This window comes from Flexivirga aerilata, from assembly GCF_013002715.1.
Taxonomy (GTDB): Bacteria; Actinomycetota; Actinomycetes; order Actinomycetales; family Dermatophilaceae; genus Flexivirga; species Flexivirga aerilata.
Genome location: NZ_JABENB010000003.1, coordinates 588,064 through 606,535, shown reverse-complemented (window position 1 = coordinate 606,535; position 18,472 = coordinate 588,064). Strand labels below are relative to the sequence as shown.

Below are 18,472 nucleotides of genomic sequence, written 5' to 3'. Positions count from 1 at the left end.
GGGCATGCCCGACTCCGACGACGCGCCGCACCGGGCGACGACGGAGCAGCTCCAGCTGCTGCACTCGGCCGCCAGACCGAAGCAGCCGGCGGCCGAAACCGGTGACCCGGCAGTGCAATTGCCGGTCGCGCGCGTGGTCCTCGACGTGCCGCTGCCGCACCTGGACCGGCCGTTTGAATATGCCGTGCCCGCGGACCTCGCCGAGGCGGCGCAGCCGGGGGTGCGGGTCAAGGTGCGCTTCGCCGGCAAGGAGGCGGGCGGCTTCGTGGTCGCCCGCGCCGAGACCGCCGAGCACGTCGGCCGGCTGACCCCGCTGCGCCGGGTGGTGAGCCCGGAGCCGGTGCTGACCCCCGCCGTGCTCGACGCCGCCCGACAGGTGGCCGACCACTACGCCGGCCCGCTCGCCGACGTGCTGCGGCTCGCCGTGCCACCGCGTCACGCGGCGGCGGAGAAGGCCCTCGACGCCAAGGACACCCCGCCCTTCGAGCGACCTGAGGTGCCGGATGGCGTTGCGTGGCAACGCTATCCGGCCGGTGCCGCCTTCCTGCGCCGGTTGGCCGACGGTGGCGACCCGGCGGCCAGCTGGCTCGCCGCGCCGAGCGCGCAGGACGCCCACGACGCCCAGGACTGGCCCGCGGCGCTGGCCGAGGCCGCCCGGGCGACGCTCTCCGGCGGCCGCGGGGTGCTGATCGTCGTGCCCGACCACCGCGACGTCGACCGCGTCGAGCGCGCGCTTGTCGCGCAACTCGGCGAGGACGGGCACGTGCGGCTCACCGCCGAGCAGGGCCCGCAGGCGCGCTACACCGCGTGGCTGAAGATCCTGCGCGGCCACGTGCGTTGCGTGGTCGGCACTCGCGCCGCCGCGTGGGCGCCGGTGCGCGATCTCGGCCTGGTCGCGTGCTGGGACGACGGGGACGACCTGCTGGCCGAGCCGCGCTCGCCATACGCACAGACCAGGGAGGTGCTGCGCCTCCGCGCCCGGCGCGAGCACGCGGCGCTGTTGCTCGGCGGCTTCGCCCGATCGGTCGCGGTCCAGCAGTGGCTGGACGACGGCGTGGTGCAGTCGGTCGAGTCCCGGCCGGCCCGGGGCGATCTGCCGCGGGTGATCGTCGCGGGCGACGACGTGCAGGTGGAGCGGGCCGGTGCGGCCGCACACGCGCACCTGCCGCCGGTGGCGTGGTCGGCGGCGCACGAGGCGCTGCGGGCCGGTCCGGTGCTGGTGCAGGTGCCGCGCCGCGGCTACCTGCCCACGCTGCGCTGCGCCCACTGCCGCACCCTGGCGCGCTGCGGGCACTGCCACGGGCCGCTCGGCCTGCGCAGCGCCGACGGGCCCCCGGTGTGCCGGTGGTGCGGCCGGGTCGCGGAGCCCTGGCGCTGCACCGAGTGCGGGGCCGACCGGCTGCGCGCGGCCGTGGTCGGTGCCCGCCGCACCGCCGAGGAGCTGGGCCGGGCGTTCCCCGGCGTCGAGGTGGTGCGGTCCGGTGCCGGCGAGATCGTCGCGCGCGTCGACTCGGGCCCGGCGCTGGTGATCGCGACGCCGGGTGCGGAGCCGGTGGCCGACGGCGGGTATGCCGCAACGCTGCTGCTCGACGGCTGGGCGCTGCTCGACCGGCCCGCGCTGGACGCGGGGGAGGAGACGCTGCGCCGCTGGCTGGCGGCGGCCGCGCTCACCCGGCCCTCGCGAGCCGGGGGCACCGTGGTCGTCTGCGGGGTGGCGACCGACGCGCCCCAGCCCGCCGTGGAGTCGGTCGTGCGCTGGGCGCCCCACACCTTCGCGGCCCGCGAACTCGCCGAGCGGCGCGAGCTGCAGCTGCCTCCGGCGCAGTGGGTCGCTGCCCTGACCGGCGCGATCGCCGACCTGACCGCGTTCGCCGACGCGGTCGACCACGCGCTGCCCGACGGCATCACCGTCGAACGCCTCGGCCCGCTGCCGCTCGACGGCGGCCCCGGAGCGCCCGAGGGCGGCGCACGCCTGCTGCTGCGCGCCCCGCTGGCGCACGGTCCGGCCGCGGCACGCGCGGTGATGGCCGCCCGCGCCGGCCGCAGCGCCCGCAAGACCCCCGGCACCGTCACCGTGCGGGTCGACCCGAGCGGTGCACTGCTTTAGGCATGCCGCCCCGGCGTCGATAGGGTCTGCCGGGTGACAGACCAGCAGACCGCCGACCGCGGCGACCGGCCGAACCTCGACCCGGCGCCCGTCGACGCCGTCGTCTTCGACCTCGGCAACGTGCTGATCCGGTGGGACCCGCTGCCGGCGATCGCCGCCGGTGTCGGCCCCGAGCGGGCCCGCCATTTCCTGCACGATTCCGGTTTCGACTTCGCGTCGTGGAACCTCGCCCAGGACGCCGGCCGCAGCTTCGCCGACGGCGAAGCCGACGCGATCGCCAAGCATCCCGAGCTGGCCGACGAAATCCGTTCGTACCGAGCCAATTTCGAGCATGCGCTGCGCGGTCCGGTGGACGGAACCGTCGCCATACTCAAGCAGCTGCATGCGGCCGACGTGCCGTTGTTCGCGCTGACCAACTGGCCGGAGGAGACGTTCCCGATCGCGCTGGACCGCTTCGACTTCCTCGACTACTTCGAGGACATCGTGGTCTCCGGGGAGGAGGGCGTCGCCAAGCCGGACCCGGAGATCTTCGAGGTGCTCGAGGAGCGCGTGCGGCACGTCGGCGGCCTCGACGACTGCATCTTCATCGACGACAGCCTCGCCAACGTGCAGGCGGCCGCGGTCGCGGGCATGGACGCGATCGCCTTCACCTCGCCCGAGGAGCTGCGCGCCGACCTGCTGGTGCGCGGCCTGCCGGTCGGACAAGAGTAGGGATTGCGCCGATGTCTGTGACCCCGATCCGGCTCTACGGAGACCCGGTGCTGCGCACGCCCGCCGCGCCCGTCGTCGACTTCGACAAGGAGTTGCGCACCCTCGTCAAGGACCTCACCGACACGATGATGCACGCCCCGGGCGCGGGGCTCGCGGCGCCGCAGCTCGGCGTCGGGCTGCGGGTCTTCACCTACTACATCGACGGCGAGCTCGGTCACCTCGTCAACCCCGACCTCGACCTGTCGGCCGAGCAGCAGGTCGACGACGAGGGTTGTCTGTCGATCCCCGACTTCGCGTGGCCGACGCCGCGCGCGCTGCGCGCGGTCGCCCAGGGTTTCGACATGTATGGCGAACCGCTCACGATCGAGGGCAGCCACCTGATGGCGCGCTGCATCCAGCACGAGACTGACCACCTCGACGGCATTCTCTTCATCGACCGGCTCGACAAGGAGCAGCGCAAGCTGGCGCTGAAGGAGATCCGCGCCGCCGAGTGGGCCGGCTTGCCGGGCCCGATCGTCCGCGACAGCCCGCACGCCAACCCGACCTTCGAGGGCTGAACCATGCGTCTGGTCTTCGCCGGCACCCCCGAGGTCGCGCTGCCCGCCCTGCGCGCGGTCGCCGACTCCGCGCACGAACTCGTCGCGGTCGTGACCCGGCCCGACGCGCGCGCCGGACGCGGCCGCGGCCTGCGACCGTCACCGGTCAAGGAGCTCGCCACCGAGCTGGGGGTGCCGGTGCTCACGCCCCGCTCGGCGAAGGACCCCGGCTTCGCCGAGGAGCTGGCAGCGCTGCGGCCCGACGCGTGTCCCGTGGTCGCCTACGGGTCACTGGTGCCACGTGCGGCGCTCGCCATACCGACGCACGGGTGGGTCAACCTGCATTTCTCGCTGCTGCCCGCCTGGCGCGGTGCGGCTCCGGTGCAGCACGCGATCCTGCACGGTGACGAGGTCACCGGCGCGACGACCTTCCTGCTGGAGGAGGGCATGGACACCGGGCCGGTGCTCGGGACCATGACCGAGACGATCCGCCCCACCGACACCAGCGGTGCGCTGCTCGACCGGCTGGCCGACGCCGGAGCCGGTCTCCTGGTGGCCTCCCTCGACGGCCTCGCCGACGGATCGATCACCCCGGTCCCGCAACCGGCCGATGGCGTGTCGATGGCCCCCAAGATCACCACCGAGGATGCCGAAATCCGTTGGTCCGCACCGGCTTTCGCCGTCGACCGCCGCATCCGCGCGTGCACGCCCGCACCCGGAGCGTGGACGACCTTCCGCGGAGAACGGTTGAAGCTGGGGCCGGTCACGGCCGCCACGGACGATGCCGAGAAGCTCGCAGCCGGGAGGCTCTCGGCCGGCAAGCGCGAGGTGCTGGTCGGCACCGGGACGACCCCGGTGGTGCTCGGCGAGGTGCAGCCGCACGGCAAGAAGACGATGCCGGCGGCGGACTGGGCGCGGGGTGTGCGGGTGGACGCGGGAGAATTGCTGACATGAGTGAAAATCCGTCCGGCGGCTACCGCGACGCCAAGGGCCGGCAACGGCCGGAGTCACGTCGGCACGGCGCCGGCAAGCGCACCGCCACCAGACCGGCCGACCGCCGCCGTGGGGGCGACCCGGCGCGTAAGGTCGCCTGGCAGGTCATCCGGGCGGTCGCCGACGGCGCCTACGCCAACCTGGAGCTGCCCAAGGCGCTGCGCACCGCCGAGTTGCACGGCAGGGACGCCGGATTCGCGACCGAGCTGACCTACGGCGCCATCCGGATGCGCGGACTGTATGACGCGATCATCGAGTTCGCGGCCGGCCGACCGGTCAGCCAGATCGACCCGCCGGTGCTCGACACGCTGCGCATCGGCGCGCACCAGATCCTCAACATGCGGGTGCCCGCCCACGCGGCAGCGTCCGAGACGGTGGCGCTGGCACGCGAGGTCAACGGCGCGGGCGCGTCCGGCTTCGTCAACGCGGTGCTGCGCCGCATCACCGAGCGCACCCGTGAGGAGTGGATCGCCGAGGTCACCGCCGGGCGCGACCGCATCGACGCGCTCGCGGTCGAGCACTCCCATCCGGCGTGGGTGGTGCGCGCGCTGCGGGGCGCCCTGCGGGCCGGTGGGATCACCGACGACGCCGAGCTGGACACGGCGCTGGTGAAGCTCCTCGAGGCCGACAACGCCCCGCCGGCGGTGTCGCTCGTGGCCCGCCCGGGCCTGGCGACCGTGGCCGAGCTGGTGGAGGCCGGAGCCGAGGCGTCGACGCTGTCGCCGGTCGGCGCGACGCTGCCCGGTGGCGACCCGGCCGACATACCTGCGGTCCGGCAGACGCGCGCCGCCGTGCAGGACGAAGGGTCCCAGCTCGTCGCGCTCGCCCTCGCCGCGGCCGACGCGACCGGCACCGATGCCGAGGAGTGGCTCGACCTCTGTGCCGGCCCCGGGGGCAAGGCGGCGCTGCTGGCCACCCTTGCTGCCCAACAGGATTCGGTGCTGTTCGTCAACGAGGTGAGCGAGCACCGGACCGACCTGATCCGCCGCACGCTGTCCGCCGCCATCGACTCCGGCATCGAGGTGATGGTCGGCACCGGCGACGGGCGTGAGCTCGGCGCCGAGGAACCCGACACCTACGACAAGGTGCTCGTCGACGCGCCGTGCACCGGACTCGGCGCACTGCGCCGCCGCCCGGAGGCACGCTGGCGCCGCACGCCGGCGGACGTGACCACCCTGACCCGGCTGCAAGGCGAACTGCTCGGCTCCGCGCTCGACGCCGCCAAGCCCGGCGGCCTCGTCGCCTATGTCACCTGCAGCCCGCACGTCGCCGAGACCGCCGAGATCGTGCGCGCCGCCGTCGAAGATCGTGACGACGTCACCGTCGAGGACGCCCGGCCGCTCTTCCGGGACGCCGCGGGGGAGCAGGTCGCCGACCTCGGCGACGGGCCGACCGTGCAGCTCTGGCCGCACGTGCACAACACCGATGCGATGTTCTTCGCGTTGCTGCGCAAGAAGATTCGCTGAACTTGTTTTGCTGAACTGAACTCGTTGCCCAGATCTTGTTGACCAGATTTTGTTGACCAGGAGATCCGACACATGCTGATCGCCCCGAGCATCCTGTCCGCCGACTTCGCCAACCTGCAGCGCGACCTGGACCGGATCGCCAACGCCGACTGGGCGCACGTCGACGTCATGGACTACCACTTCGTGCCCAACCTCACGCTGGGGCTGCCGGTCGTCGAGTCGCTGCTGAAGGTGTCGCCGATCCCGCTCGACTGTCACCTGATGATCGACGACCCCGACCGGTGGGCACCGTCATACGCCGAGGCGGGGGCGCAGAGCGTCACCTTCCACATCGAGGCGTCCAAGGAGCCGCGCAAGCTTGCCGCCGACCTGCGGGCGGCGGGTGCCCGGGCGGCGATGGCGCTGAAGCCGGCGACGCCGTTCGCGCCCTACGAGGAACTGCTCGACAGCCTCGACATGGTGCTGGTGATGACCGTCGAGCCGGGCTTCGGCGGCCAGACGTTCATGGCCGACCAGTTGCCGAAGGTGCAGCAGGTGCGGGAGGCCGTGCAGCGGCGCGGCGGTGAGGTCTGGGTGCAGGTCGACGGCGGCGTGTCGGCTACCACGATCGAGCAGTGCGCCGAGGCCGGCGCCGACGTCTTCGTGGCCGGTTCGGCCGTGTATGGCGCCGAGGACGCGGCCGCCGCGGTCGACGAGCTGCGGGAGCTCGCGAAGGGTTGCGCCGCGCACGCCTGACCGGGACCGTTTTGCCCGCCGTGGCATACTGATGCGTACGTGCTCCGGGGTCGGTGAAATTCCGAGCCGGCGGTGATAGTCCGCGACCCGGTCGTTTCGGCGGCCGGTTGACCTGGTGGAACTCCAGGACCGACGGTTAAAGTCCGGATGGGAGGCAGCACGAGGGGTCGCGTCGACGACGCGACCCGCGGCGACGCGTTCGTCGGCACTGACGCCGGCGGATTCGCGCGGTCGTCCGTCACCCCCGGAGTCCGATCGGACCCGGGAAGGAGTGACATGACGACAACCGAAACCTTTGTCCGCGAAGCGATTTCGCTTGCCACCCGCGGTCCCTCCGTCGACCCCAACCCGCGCGTCGGCTGTGTCCTGGTGCGCGACGGCGCGGTCATCGGCCGTGGCTGGCACCGGGGCGCTGGCACGCCGCACGCCGAGATCGCCGCCCTCGCCGACGCCGGCGACGCGACTGGGGCCACCGCCTACGTCACCCTCGAGCCGTGCGCGCACGTCGGCCGCACCGGCGCCTGCGCCGACGCCCTCGCCGACGCAGGGGTGGCGCGCGTCGTCTTCGCCCAGAGCGACCCCAACCCGATCGCCCGGGGTGGCGCGGAGGTGCTGCGCAGCCACGGCATCGAGGTGTATGCCGGCGCCCTCGCCGGCGAGGCGGCCGCCCTCAACGCGCACTGGACGTTCTCGGTCACCCACGGACGCCCCTGGGTGACCTGGAAGTTCGCCGCGACGCTCGACGGTTATTCGGCTGCGGCCGACGGCACCAGCATGTGGATCACCGGGCCGCAGGCGCGGGCCGACGTGCACCGGCTGCGCGCGACGGCCGGCGCGATCGCCGCCGGCACCGGCACCGTGCTCGCCGACGACCCGCAGCTGGCCGTGCGGGGCTCCGACGGGGAGCCGGCGTCGCACCAGCCGTTGCGCGTGATCATCGGAGAGCGTGAGATCCCAGCAGCCTCAAGGGTGCTCGACGATGCCGCCCCGACGGTGCACCTGCGCACCCATGACCCGGAGCGCGTCCTGAAGGAACTGCACGACCGCGGCATCCACCACCTCTTCCTCGAGGGCGGACCGACGCTCGGCGCAGCCTTCGTCGCCGCCGGCCTGGTCGACGAGGTGGTGGCCTATCTCGCGCCCACACTGCTCGGTGCCGGCAGCAGCGCGGTCGGCGCGCTGGGCATCGAGACCCTCGCCGACGCAGTCTCCCTGCGACTGCACGACCTCACCCGCGTCGGCGACGACGTGCGGCTGACCTATCGGAGGAAATGACATGTTCACCGGCATCGTCGAAGAACTCGGCACCATCGAAAGCCTTGAGCTGCAAGGTGACTCGGCAACTCTGCGCGTCGCGGCCAGGACCGTCCTGGAGGACGCGGAGCACGGCGCGTCGATCGCGGTCAACGGCGTCTGCCTGACCGTGGTCGACTTCGACGACACCCACTTCGGCGTCGACGTGATGGCCGAGACGCTCGACCGCAGCAGTCTCGGCAGTCTGCGACCGGGCGCACCGGTCAACCTGGAGCGCGCGATGCGGGCCGACGGACGCCTCGGCGGCCACATCGTCCAGGGTCACGTCGACGGCACGGCGGCGCTGGTGTCCCGCACCGAGCGCGAGCACTGGACCGAGGTGGTCTTCGCCCTGCCGACGAGTCTTGCGCCATACGTGGTGGAGAAGGGGTCGGTCGCGCTGGACGGCGTGTCGCTGACGGTGGCCGCGGTCACCGCTGACACGTTCACCGTCTGTCTGATCCCGACCACGCTCGCGCTGACCACGCTCGGCAGCCGCGAGCCGGGTGACGTCGTCAACGTCGAGGTCGACGTGCTGGCCAAGTATGTCGAGCGGCTGGTCGCCACCGGCCGCGTGGCGCAGGAAGCGGGGCGTGCATGAACGTCTTCGAGCGGCTCTACGACGCGTCGATCACCATCGGCGGCCATGGCATCACCTGGCGCGAGATCGTCGGCAACCTCTTCGGGCTCGCCTCGGCGATCGGCGGCATGCGCCGCAAGGTCTGGGCCTGGCCGATCGGCATCATCGGCAACGCACTGCTTTTCACCGTCTTCTTCGCGCTCGGCTTCACCGCGCACGGCGGTCAGGTGATGTTCGGCCAGGCCGGCCGGCAGGTCTTCTTCATCCTCACCTCGCTCTACGGCTGGATGCTGTGGCACCGCAACCGCCGCGGCCGCGCCGACGATGCCCCGGCGGTGCAGCCGCGGTGGGCGACCATGACCGAACGCGCCGGTTACATCGGCTTCTGGATCGTCGGAGTCCTGGTCTGCCAGTGGCTCTTCCGTGTCATCGGGGTCGGCTGGAACCCGCCCGACTTCTACTACTGGGCCGACGCCTGGATCTTCGTCGGCTCCATCGTCGCGACCTTCGCGATGGCCCGCGGCTGGGTCGACTTCTGGCTGGCCTGGCTGGCCGTCGACCTGGTCGGCGTGCCGGAGCTGATCCACTTCCAGTACTACCCCTCGGCGGCGCTCTACGCGATCTACGCGGCGTTCGTCGTCTGGGGTTTCTTCGTCTGGCTGCGGATCAGCCGGGCGAAGGGCAGGACGACCGAACCGACCGGGCAGGTGGTGCCGTCATGATCGCGACCATTGAGCGAGCGATCGCCGAAATCGCAGCCGGTAGACCGGTATTGGTCGCCGACGACGCGGACCGCGAGAACGAGGTCGACCTGGTCATCGCCGGTCACGACGTCGACCCGCAGTGGGTCGGCTGGGCGGTGCGTCACGGCTCCGGGGTCATCTGTGCGCCCATGCCGGACGCCGTCGCCGACCGGCTCGGCCTGCCGCCGATGGTCACCACCAACGAAGACCCGAAGGGCACCGCCTACACCGTCTCCGTCGACGCGCGGGAGGGGGTGAGCACCGGCATCAGTGCCGACGAACGCGCCAGAACCATTGCGGTGCTTGCCGATCCGGCCTCGACCGCCGACGCTCTCACACGTCCCGGGCACGTCTTCCCGCTGCGCGCCAGGCCCGGCGGCGTGCTCGAGAGGGCCGGTCACACCGAGGCCACCGTCGACCTGTGCCGGCTCGCCGGACAGCCACCGGTCGGCGCCATCGTCGAGCTGGTCCACGACGACGGTTCGATGATGCGGCTGGCGGACGCCGAGCAACTCGCCGAACGCGACGGGCTGCTGGTCGTCACCATCGCCGACCTTGTCGCCTGGCGGCGCCGGCACGACCGGGTGGTCCGCCGTGCCACCACTACCCTGCCCACCGAGCACGGCATCTTCACCGCGGTCGCCTACAGCGACGAGCGCACCGGCGCCGAGCACGTGGCGCTCGTCTCGCCGCTCGGGCTCACCGACCAATCGCCCCTCGTGCGAGTGCATTCGGAGTGCCTCACCGGTGACGTCTTCGGCTCCCAGCGCTGCGACTGCGGGCCGCAGCTGGCCGAGTCGATGCGCCGCGTCGCCACGTATGCCGGAGCGATCGTCTACCTGCGCGGGCACGAAGGGCGCGGCGTCGGCCTGGTCGACAAGCTGCGCGCCTACGCGGTGCAGGACACCGGTCTCGACACCGTCGACGCGCAGACCGCACTGGGCCTGCCGGTCGACGCCCGCGAATTCGACGCCGCCGCAGCGATTCTCACCGATCTCGAAGTCGACTCCCTCCGGTTGCTCACCAACAACCCGGCCAAGGTGATCGCCCTGCGCGACCTCGGCCTGCACGTCGAGCAGGTCGGCCTGCAGGTGCCGAGCACCCCCAGCAACCGCGGCTACCTCGAAACCAAACGCACCCGCATGGGACACACCTTGGAGGCATCATGAGCGGATCCGGCGCTCCCACAACCGTCGTCGACGGCAGCGGCCTGCGGGTCGCGGTCGTGGCGGCGTCCTGGCACACCGAGGTGATGGACGGGCTGCTCGACGGCGCGCGCCGCGGTCTGGAGGCATGCCGGGTCACCGACAGCGTGGTCGTGCGGGTGCCCGGCACCTTCGAGCTGTCGGTGGCTGCCGCGCGACTGGCTGCGTCATACGACGCGGTGGTGACGTTGGGTGTCGTGATCCGCGGTGGCACACCGCATTTCGACTACGTCTGCCAGTCGGCCACCAATGGCCTGACCGATGTCGCCGTGCGCACCGGCGTGCCGATCGGGTTCGGCGTGCTCACCTGCGACACCGAGCAGCAGGCGCTCGACCGCGCCGGACTGCCCGGCTCACCCGAGGACAAGGGCTTCGAGGCGAGCACCGCGGCGATCGCGACCGCGGTGACGCTGCGCGGCGTCCCGATCGGCGGGCGCGTGGACGGACCCGGCGCAGCGCTCACGTAGCCTTGTCCGACGTGAAGACGTTCGATCAGCTGTTTGCCGAGCTGACCCTCAAGGCCCAGGAGCGACCTGCCGATTCCGGCACCGTGCGTGAGCTCGACGCCGGGGTCCATCAGATCGGCAAGAAGATCGTCGAGGAAGCGGCCGAGGTGTGGATGGCCGCCGAGCACGAGGGCGACGAGCGCACCGCCGAGGAGATCAGCCAGCTGCTCTACCACCTGCAGGTGCTCATGCTCGCCCGCAACATCACGCTGGAGGACGTCTATGCCCACCTCTGAGACGGAGAGCGCAACCCGCCCGGTGCTGCGCGTCGCGATGCCCAACAAGGGCGCCCTCGCCGAGGCCAGCGCCGAGGTGATGCGCGAGGCCGGCTACCGCGGCCGCCGCGAGTCCAAGGAGCTCGTCGTGCTCGACGCCGAGCAGGGCGTCGAGCTGTTCTACCTGCGCCCGCGCGACATCGCCGTGTATGTCGGGCAGGGCACCCTCGACGTCGGGATCACCGGCCGTGACCTGCTGCTCGACTCGCAGGCGCCGGCCGTCGAGGTCATGCAGCTCGGGTATGGCGGTTCGACGTTCCGCTACGCCGCGCGCCCCGGTCAGGCCACCTCGGTCGCCGAGCTCGACGGCAAGCGCATCGCCACCAGCTTCCCCGGACTGGTCCGAAAAGACTTGGCGGACAAGGGGATCGACGCCAGCGTCGTGCGTCTCGACGGGGCGGTGGAGACTGCCGTCACCCTCGGCGTCGCCGACGTCATCGCCGACGTCGTCGAGACCGGCACGACGCTGCGCAACGCCGGCCTCGAGGTCTTTGGCGAGCCGATCCTGACCAGTGAAGCGGTGCTCATCCGGCCGCAGGACCGGGCCGGCGACACCAGTGCGATCGACGTCCTGGTGCGCCGTCTGCAGGGCGTGCTCACCGCCCGGCGCTACGTGATGATGGATTACGACATCAAGGTCGAACTCGTCGAACGTGCCTGCGCGCTGACCCCCGGCCTCGAGTCGCCGACGGTCTCCCCGCTGCACGACAAGGGCTACGTCGCGGTGCGCGCGATGGTCCCGCGCAGCAGCACCAACGCGGTGATGGACGAGCTGTACGAAGTTGGCGCGCGCGCCATCCTCGTCACCGAGATCGCGGCGTGCCGACTGTGAGCACCCCCGCGAAGCGGGCCGCGGCATACGCCACCTTCCGTCCGCGCCGGTCGCGCATCGTCGCCGTCCTGGCGGCCGTCGCGATGGTGGTCGTCTTCGCGGTCGTGGCCAGTCGCATCCCGCACGGCGGGGAGAACGGCTGGACCGGCCAGGACTCGATCGCAATGGTGGTCTTCGGGGCCGCGATGGCGTTGTTCCTGCTGCGCTACGCGCTGGTGCACGCCAAGCCGACCGAGACCGGGCTGCACGTGCAGAACCTCATCGCCTCCCGCGACATCCCGTGGGCGGAGATCGTCAACGTGCAGTTCGGTGGCGGCCCGCCGTGGCTGATCCTCGAACTTGCCGACACCGAGACCCTTTCGGTGATGGCGGTCCAGCGGTCGGACGGTGATTTTGCGATGGCGGAGGCGCAGCGCCTGGCGGCGCTCGTCGACGCGCACAACCGCACCAGCCGCGACGATTAGTCGGGCCGCGACGATCAGTCGGTCGCGATGACGACGTCGGCACGATCGCGGGTGCGGTCGGCGCCGAACACCGCGTCCTCCTGGTCTGCCCAGCGCTGCCAGTGCGGCGCGTAGGCGTCCCCGTCGCGGGCCAGTCCGCGCGCCTTGCGCGTCGCTCGCGCGGCCTCCAGCCAGACCCGCACATCGGCATACGCACCCGCCGGGCCGACACTGCTGCCGGCGCCCTCCACGACGACGAAGCGCTGGACGGGCACGAGGACCTGGTCGGCGTATTCGCCCGTCTCCCAGTCAAATCGGCGGTATGCCGCAGGTCGTCCCGCACGCAGTGGCTCCAGCACCCACGCGGTCACGATCCGCGGGGTCGCAGCGAGCCCGTCCCACCCGGGGTAGAGGTCGTCCAGGTGCACCACGGCCGCGTCGCCCAGGTCGGCGGCGAGCGCGTCGGCGAAGGTGGTCTTGCCGGATCCGCTGCGCCCGTCGATCGTGACGATCGTCGGGGCGGCGCCGGCGGCCCGCGCGAGGCCGGCGACGTGCCCCACGTCTTCTCGCAGGTGCCCTCGCACGCCGTCGCTGCGAGACTGCCGATGACCGGTCACGGCAGACCAATCTAGGCTGACCGTCGTGAGTGTTGCGGTGCGCGTCATACCCTGCCTGGACGTCGACGCCGGGCGGGTGGTCAAGGGCGTCAACTTCGAGAACCTGCGCGACGCCGGCGACCCGGTCGAACTGGCCGGGCGGTACGACGGGCAGGGGGCCGACGAGCTGACCTTCCTCGACGTGACCGCGAGCTCGGGCGACCGCGAGACGACGTACGACGTGGTCGGCCGCACCGCGGAGCAGGTCTTCATCCCGCTCACTGTCGGCGGGGGAGTGCGCACGGTCGCCGACGTCGACCGGCTGCTGCGGGCCGGCGCCGACAAGGTGGGCATCAACACCGGCGCGATCGCGCGCCCGCAGGTGATCGCCGAGATCGCCGACCGCTTCGGCTCGCAGGTGCTGGTCCTGTCGGCGGACGTGCGGCGGTCGCAGCACGGCAACTTCGAGGTCACCACGCACGGCGGGTTGAAGTCGACCGATCTCGACGCCATCGAATGGTGCTCTCGCGCAGCGCAATTGGGTGTCGGCGAGATCCTGCTCAACTCGATGGACGCCGACGGCACCAAGGCCGGCTTCGATCTCGAGCTGATCCGCGCAGTGCGGGCCGAGGTCGACGTGCCGATCGTCGCCAGCGGTGGTGCCGGCCGGGTCGAGGACTTCGTCGCCGCAGTCGACGCCGGTGCCGACGCGGTGCTCGCCGCCTCGGTGTTCCACTTCGGCGAGCTCACGGTCGGCCAGGTCAAGGACGCGCTCCGGTCCGCGGGCCACGAGGTGCGCTAGCGCGTTCGGCTGGACAGATCGTGCGGTATGGCGCACGTTTCGTCTAGCCGGGGCGCGCGCTGAGGGAACGGTAGGCGGCGCGGACCTGGTCGAGGAACAGCTCGGGCCGAAGTCGTAACCCGAGCACCGGGATGCGCAGCACGTAGTCACCCGAGACGACTCTGTCGTTCTGTCTCAGCGCGTCGTCGATGGGATTGAGCGCGAGGAAGTGGTGACCGCCGTCGATCTCGGCGACCAGTCCGACGTCGTCCCAGCTCGCATCGAGGAACACCCGGCCACGACTGCCACGGCGCACCGCCTGCCTTGTCGGAGGCGGCAATCCGGCACGGCGGCACATGCGGGCGAAGTCGAGTTCACCCAGCGATTCCGCGCCGCTGCAGACATCGCGCATCACCAGGTCGAGAAACGGCCGGCGGGCGGATCGCCCGACTCCCTTCCAGGTCAGCAGCAATCGGGGAGGTGAGGTGAGTCGCTGCTGTAGCGGAAGGCAGACCAGCAGCGCAGCCTGACGGTCGCTCACCGCCCACTGCGCAGCGTGGATCGTGGCCCATTCGACCCCGACACGGGCGAGGCCGGCTCCTTGCGCGGGCACCGCAATGCGTGGACGGTGCAGGACGACGCCGTCGACCCGCTGGGCCCGGGCTCCTGCCGGCACAGTCACATCGATGAACTCGGGTTGGAAACCGGTCATCCCTGCGGCAATGAGCGCCGCGGCCCCGTCCAGTCTCGCCTCGGCTCCGGTCTCCCACACGGCGTGCCAGAGCCGGCCTGTCCCGGACGGCTCGCGCCCTCCGATGACGACCGTGTGCCTCCCGGCGAGAAACCAACGCGCCGCCGCGACCTCATTGCGCACCGCGAAACGGTCAATTCCGTGCTGCGCCAACGTCTCCCGGTGCACGACTCCACCGCACTCAGCCGCGAGTTCGGCCGCGATGCTTCGCCGGTGGGCGGGCCTCGGCGGTTCGGTGACGCCTGCGTGCAGCTGGCCATCCATCGTTCGATGCTCCCCGAGATGCGCCGGCGGCGGAGAGCGCCCTGTGGATGAGTCCGTCCGGCTGGGCACATCGTGCGGGATAGCGCACGATGTGTGGAGCGGGGGCGCCTGAAACGAGCGGTCAGAAGCCGAGCGTCGCGTCCCGGAAGGAGGCGACATCCCGGTCGGCACCGTCCAGCTGCACGTCGGCGACCGCTTGCCGGCCGTAGATGTGGAGCAGGATCTCCGCGGGGGCGCCGGAGAGGACGACGTTGCCGTGGTCGTCGCGCGGCGGGCGCAACGAACGCCGCCCGAGGCCCGGCGACTCGGCGACCACCCCGACCCGCGCGTCGCGCAGGGTCAGCCGGCCGAGGCGGGGGAGCACACCCCAGAGCGCAGCCTGCTCGCCCTCGGGCAACTCCCGCCGGGCGGCACCGCGGTCGCCGGCGCGCAGCACGTCCTCGTGGTGCACGAAGAACTCCCCGAGATTGGCGAGTTCGTCCACCCGCGGCAGTCCGAAGACACTCAGCCGCGGGGGACCCGAGCGGACCTTCTCCACAAGCTGCTCCCACGGCAGCGCGGCGATCTTCGACTGCACCGACTCCAGGTGCCCGCGCAGCGGCGGGAGGAACATCCCGGCGGCGGCGTCCGGCCGCGACTCACGGACGACGAGGTGCGCGGCCAGATCGCGGGTGGTCCAGTCCCCGGACAGCGTCGGCGCGTCCGGTCCGACCTGCAGGAACGTGTCGGAAAGGCCGGCGCGCTCGGACTGTGCGTAATCCGTCATACCGCCGATCATCGCGCACGACAGTGTTATTCGTCGTTATTCGTCGTGGTCGGCCTCGGCGGGTTTGCGGCGTTCGCGCGCCGAACGGTGCGGCGAGAGCGGCTCGGTCACCTCGAACGCCACGTCGGTCGGCTTGCCCTTGTCCTGCGGGACCGTGGGCGGCGCGAGCGCGTCGTCGATGCTGTTCAACCAGTCGTCCCACCCCATGAAGACGAGGCTAGACGACCGTCCTGAACACGTCGTGAACAGCGACCGTGAGATTGCCGACAGCGCGGCACCGGTGCCGTTTTCGGGGCCCGGCACCGGTGCGGCAGAATGGCGAGGGTGACTTCCACCGCCCTGGACCCGACCGTTGCCGGGCGTCTCAAGCGAGACGCCGACGGCCTGGTGGCCGCCGTCGTCCAGCAGCACGACACCGGCGAGGTGCTGATGGTCGGCTGGATGGACGACGAGGCGCTGCACCGCACGCTCACCACCGGGCGCGTGACGTTCTGGTCGCGCAGCCGGCAGGAATACTGGCGCAAGGGCGACACCTCCGGCCACGTGCAGGCGGTCAAGTCGGTCGCGCTCGACTGCGACGGAGACACGCTGCTCGTGCGGGTGGACCAAACGGGCGCCGCCTGCCACACCGGAGAGCGCACCTGCTTCTTCACCGACCTCGGTGCGATCGCAGGATGAGCAGCACCCGCACCGAACCCGCGGGCCCGCACGCCGACGCCCCGCACACCCCCGGCATACACGCCGAAACCGGGTGGGGCGCGACCTGGCCGGAGGCCGCGACCTTCCTCGAGCTCGCCCGTGACCGGCGGGTGATCCCCGTCGTACGCCGCCTGCTCGCCGACGGTGAGACCCCTCTCGGCATCTACCGCAAGCTCGCCGGCGACCGCCCCGGCACTTTCCTGCTGGAGTCGGCCGAGCACGGCGGGGTCTGGTCGCGCTACTCGATCATCGGCGCCGCGAGCAGCGCCACCCTGACCGAGACCGGCGGCCGGGCCCACTGGATCGGCGCCGCCCCCGTCGGCGTGCCGACCGACGGCGCCCCGACCGACGTGCTCGCCGAGACCCTGCAGGTGCTCGCGACCCCGCGCATCCCCGGACTGCCGCCGCTCACCGGCGGGCTGGTCGGTGCGGTGACATATGACGCCGTACGCCGCTGGGAGAAGCTTCCGGACGGCGCCCGCGACGAACTGCACCTGCCCGAGCTGGCGATGCTGCTCGCGACCGACCTCGCCGTGCTCGACCACAGCGACGGCTCGGTGCTGCTGATCGCCAACGCGATCAACTACGACAACACCGACGCCCGCGCCGAGGCCGCCTGGGCCGACGCCGTCGACCGCCTCGACCGGATGCAGGACGCGCTCGCGGTCGACGCGCCAAGCACCGTCGCGGTCCCCGAGCCGGTCGAGCTCACCCCCGCCAGCACGCACACGCGCGAGCAGTTCCACGACATGGTGGAGATTGCCAAAGAAGACATCCGAGCTGGCGAGGCCTTCCAAATCGTTGTGTCCCAACGGTTTTCGGTGCCGTGCCCGGTCGATGCGCTCGACGTCTACCGTGCGCTGCGGGTCGGCAACCCCAGCCCCTACATGTATCTCCTGCGCCTGCCGCACCCGGACGGTTCGACGTATGACGTGGTCGGCTCGAGCCCCGAGGCGCTGGTCAAGGTCACCGGCGACCGGGTGATCACCCACCCGATCGCCGGTTCGCGACCGCGCGGCAAGAGCCCCGAGCACGACGAGGAGCTGGCCGACGAGCTGCGCGCCGACCCCAAGGAGCGCGCCGAGCACCTGATGCTCGTCGACCTGTCGCGCAACGACCTGCAGCGCGTCTGCGACGCCGGCACGGTCGACACCGTGGAGTTCATGCAGATCCGCCGCTACAGCCACATCATGCATCTGGAGTCGACGGTCGTCGGCCGGCTCGCGGACGGCCGGTCCGCCTACGACGTGCTGCGCGCGACCTTCCCCGCGGGCACCCTGTCCGGGGCGCCGAAGCCACGGGCGATGCAGATCATCGACCGGTTGGAGGGCGTCCGCCGCGGGCTCTACGGCGGAGTCGTCGGCTACTTCGACTTCGCCGGTGACCTCGACATGGCGATCGCCATCCGCACCGCGCTCATCAAGGACGGCACCGCCTACGTGCAGGCCGGTGGTGGCATCGTGGCCGACTCGGTGCCGGAGCTGGAGTTCCAGGAGTCGGTGAACAAGGCGGCGGCCGCCCTGCGCGCGGTCGCCACCGCGACCGGCATGCGCGAGATCGGATAGCCCATGCTCGCCACCAAACGCACCGTGCTGCTGTCCGGCGTCCTCGCCGTCGCGCTGCTGCTGCTCGCCAACTCCCGCACGTGGGTCGAGGGCTCCGTCAGCGACGCCGTCGTGCAGAGCGCACACACCACCGCGTCCGGCGGCAAGGCCGCTCCCGCGGTGCTCGCGGCCACCCTCGTCGGCGCCGCCGCCGTGCTCGCCGCGATCACCACTGGGCGCATCGCCCGGTGGATCGCTGCCGTCATCGCTGTGCTGGCCGGGGTCGTCGCGATCGTCGCGACCCTGGTCGTCATACGAGGTCCGAAGGGCGCGCTGCGGGACAGCGCCACCAGCCTCACCGGCCACACCGGCGACCAGGCGGTCACCGCACACCTGACGTTCTGGCCCTGGGTGGGGCTGCTCGGCGGTGTCCTCCTGCTGCTCACCGGCGGCCTCGCGGTGATCGGCGCCCGTGCCTGGTCGGGCCTGTCCAGCCGGTATGACGCACCGGCCGCGCGCAAGGCGGCCACGCGATCGGACTGGGACCTGCTGAGCGACGGCGAGGACCCCACGGATCGCCCATCCGGGTCTGACACAATCGAGCAGCCGCGGTCGTCCGACTGACGATGCCGCGCCGACCGTCCGA

22 protein-coding genes and 1 riboswitch are annotated in these 18,472 nt (G+C 72.0%); of the genes, 18 read left to right on the top strand and 4 right to left on the bottom strand.

The genetic code is table 11. From position 1 onward, the window contains the following. Positions 1-4 precede the first annotated feature (4 nt). From HJ588_RS18425 to HJ588_RS20080, 14 genes are all read left to right on the top strand, one after another. Entirely contained in the window at positions 5-2,107 is a 2,103-nt protein-coding gene (locus HJ588_RS18425; RefSeq protein WP_171158371.1) for a primosomal protein N', read from the top strand. Positions 2,108-2,140: 33 nt separating this feature from the next. Further along, positions 2,141-2,818 (top strand): HAD-IA family hydrolase, encoded by a 678-nt coding sequence (locus HJ588_RS20085; protein WP_171158369.1) that lies wholly within the window; start codon positions 2,141-2,143, stop codon positions 2,816-2,818. A gap of 11 nt (positions 2,819-2,829) precedes the next feature. Continuing rightward, complete coding sequence (def, locus tag HJ588_RS18415; protein WP_171158367.1) at positions 2,830-3,375, top strand: peptide deformylase; 546 nt, start codon at positions 2,830-2,832, stop codon at positions 3,373-3,375. Positions 3,376-3,378: 3 nt separating this feature from the next. Continuing rightward, on the top strand, positions 3,379-4,308 hold the full coding sequence (fmt, locus tag HJ588_RS18410; protein WP_171158365.1) for a methionyl-tRNA formyltransferase: 930 nt from the start codon (positions 3,379-3,381) through the stop codon (positions 4,306-4,308). Continuing rightward, complete coding sequence (locus HJ588_RS18405) at positions 4,305-5,813, top strand: RsmB/NOP family class I SAM-dependent RNA methyltransferase (RefSeq protein WP_171158363.1); 1,509 nt, start codon at positions 4,305-4,307, stop codon at positions 5,811-5,813. The genes fmt and HJ588_RS18405 overlap by 4 nt, the downstream gene beginning before the upstream one ends. Before the next feature lie 72 nt (positions 5,814-5,885). Beyond that, positions 5,886-6,548 carry a ribulose-phosphate 3-epimerase gene (rpe, locus tag HJ588_RS18400; RefSeq protein WP_171158361.1) on the top strand — a complete coding sequence of 221 codons (663 nt, stop codon included), beginning with the start codon at positions 5,886-5,888 and terminating at the stop codon, positions 6,546-6,548. Positions 6,549-6,584: 36 nt separating this feature from the next. Beyond that, positions 6,585-6,712: riboswitch (FMN riboswitch) on the top strand. 112 nt (positions 6,713-6,824) lie between these two features. Continuing rightward, a complete protein-coding gene (ribD, locus tag HJ588_RS18395) occupies positions 6,825-7,823 on the top strand; it encodes a bifunctional diaminohydroxyphosphoribosylaminopyrimidine deaminase/5-amino-6-(5-phosphoribosylamino)uracil reductase RibD (RefSeq protein WP_171158359.1) in 999 nt (332 codons plus the stop codon). A gap of 1 nt (position 7,824) precedes the next feature. Beyond that, complete coding sequence (locus HJ588_RS18390; RefSeq protein ID WP_171158356.1) at positions 7,825-8,442, top strand: riboflavin synthase; 618 nt, start codon at positions 7,825-7,827, stop codon at positions 8,440-8,442. Then, complete coding sequence (locus tag HJ588_RS18385) at positions 8,439-9,143, top strand: nicotinamide mononucleotide transporter family protein (RefSeq protein WP_171158354.1); 705 nt, start codon at positions 8,439-8,441, stop codon at positions 9,141-9,143. The genes HJ588_RS18390 and HJ588_RS18385 overlap by 4 nt, the downstream gene beginning before the upstream one ends. Continuing rightward, positions 9,140-10,333, top strand: coding sequence for a 3,4-dihydroxy-2-butanone-4-phosphate synthase (gene ribB, locus HJ588_RS18380; RefSeq protein ID WP_171158352.1), 1,194 nt, complete (start codon positions 9,140-9,142; stop codon positions 10,331-10,333). The genes HJ588_RS18385 and ribB overlap by 4 nt, the downstream gene beginning before the upstream one ends. Then, entirely contained in the window at positions 10,330-10,836 is a 507-nt protein-coding gene (gene ribH / locus HJ588_RS18375) for a 6,7-dimethyl-8-ribityllumazine synthase (protein ID WP_171158351.1), read from the top strand. Before ribB ends, ribH begins: the two co-directional genes overlap by 4 nt. An 11-nt stretch (positions 10,837-10,847) precedes the next feature. Beyond that, positions 10,848-11,111, top strand: a complete 264-nt coding sequence (locus HJ588_RS18370) for a phosphoribosyl-ATP diphosphatase (RefSeq protein WP_171158350.1) — start codon at positions 10,848-10,850, stop codon at positions 11,109-11,111. 22 nt (positions 11,112-11,133) lie between these two features. Continuing rightward, a complete protein-coding gene (hisG, locus tag HJ588_RS18365; RefSeq protein ID WP_171158627.1) occupies positions 11,134-11,982 on the top strand; it encodes an ATP phosphoribosyltransferase in 849 nt (282 codons plus the stop codon). Continuing rightward, positions 11,979-12,446, top strand: coding sequence for a PH domain-containing protein (locus tag HJ588_RS20080; protein WP_171158348.1), 468 nt, complete (start codon positions 11,979-11,981; stop codon positions 12,444-12,446). Before hisG ends, HJ588_RS20080 begins: the two co-directional genes overlap by 4 nt. Positions 12,447-12,460: 14 nt before the next feature. On the opposite strand, the gene HJ588_RS18355 is transcribed toward HJ588_RS20080, so the two are convergent. Then, positions 12,461-13,042, bottom strand: a complete 582-nt coding sequence (locus HJ588_RS18355; RefSeq protein ID WP_343036795.1) for a nucleoside/nucleotide kinase family protein — start codon at positions 13,040-13,042, stop codon at positions 12,461-12,463. A gap of 25 nt (positions 13,043-13,067) precedes the next feature. Here HJ588_RS18355 and hisF point away from each other — a divergent pair, with 25 nt between their 5' ends. After that, positions 13,068-13,823 carry an imidazole glycerol phosphate synthase subunit HisF gene (gene hisF, locus HJ588_RS18350; RefSeq protein ID WP_171158346.1) on the top strand — a complete coding sequence of 252 codons (756 nt, stop codon included), beginning with the start codon at positions 13,068-13,070 and terminating at the stop codon, positions 13,821-13,823. A 43-nt stretch (positions 13,824-13,866) separates the two neighbouring features. Here hisF and HJ588_RS18345 read toward each other — a convergent pair whose 3' ends face one another. The 3 genes from HJ588_RS18345 to HJ588_RS18335 form a co-directional block, all read right to left on the bottom strand. Then, positions 13,867-14,817 (bottom strand): hypothetical protein, encoded by a 951-nt coding sequence (locus HJ588_RS18345; protein WP_171158344.1) that lies wholly within the window; start codon positions 14,815-14,817, stop codon positions 13,867-13,869. Between the two features lie 121 nt (positions 14,818-14,938). Further along, complete coding sequence (locus HJ588_RS18340; protein ID WP_171158342.1) at positions 14,939-15,583, bottom strand: TIGR03085 family metal-binding protein; 645 nt, start codon at positions 15,581-15,583, stop codon at positions 14,939-14,941. A 36-nt stretch (positions 15,584-15,619) separates the two neighbouring features. Continuing rightward, positions 15,620-15,790 carry a hypothetical protein gene (locus HJ588_RS18335; RefSeq protein ID WP_171158340.1) on the bottom strand — a complete coding sequence of 57 codons (171 nt, stop codon included), beginning with the start codon at positions 15,788-15,790 and terminating at the stop codon, positions 15,620-15,622. Positions 15,791-15,898: 108 nt separating this feature from the next. Between HJ588_RS18335 and hisI the strand changes: the two genes are divergently transcribed. The 3 genes from hisI to HJ588_RS18320 are packed head-to-tail and all read left to right on the top strand — an operon-like array spanning position 15,899 to position 18,450. Continuing rightward, entirely contained in the window at positions 15,899-16,261 is a 363-nt protein-coding gene (gene hisI / locus HJ588_RS18330) for a phosphoribosyl-AMP cyclohydrolase (RefSeq protein ID WP_171158338.1), read from the top strand. Next, the gene (locus HJ588_RS18325) at positions 16,258-17,847 is read left to right on the top strand and encodes an anthranilate synthase component I (protein ID WP_171158335.1); all 1,590 of its coding nucleotides are present in this window, start codon (positions 16,258-16,260) and stop codon (positions 17,845-17,847) included. Before hisI ends, HJ588_RS18325 begins: the two co-directional genes overlap by 4 nt. A 3-nt stretch (positions 17,848-17,850) precedes the next feature. Further along, the gene (locus HJ588_RS18320; protein ID WP_171158333.1) at positions 17,851-18,450 is read left to right on the top strand and encodes a Trp biosynthesis-associated membrane protein; all 600 of its coding nucleotides are present in this window, start codon (positions 17,851-17,853) and stop codon (positions 18,448-18,450) included. The last annotated feature ends 22 nt before the right edge of the window (positions 18,451-18,472 follow it).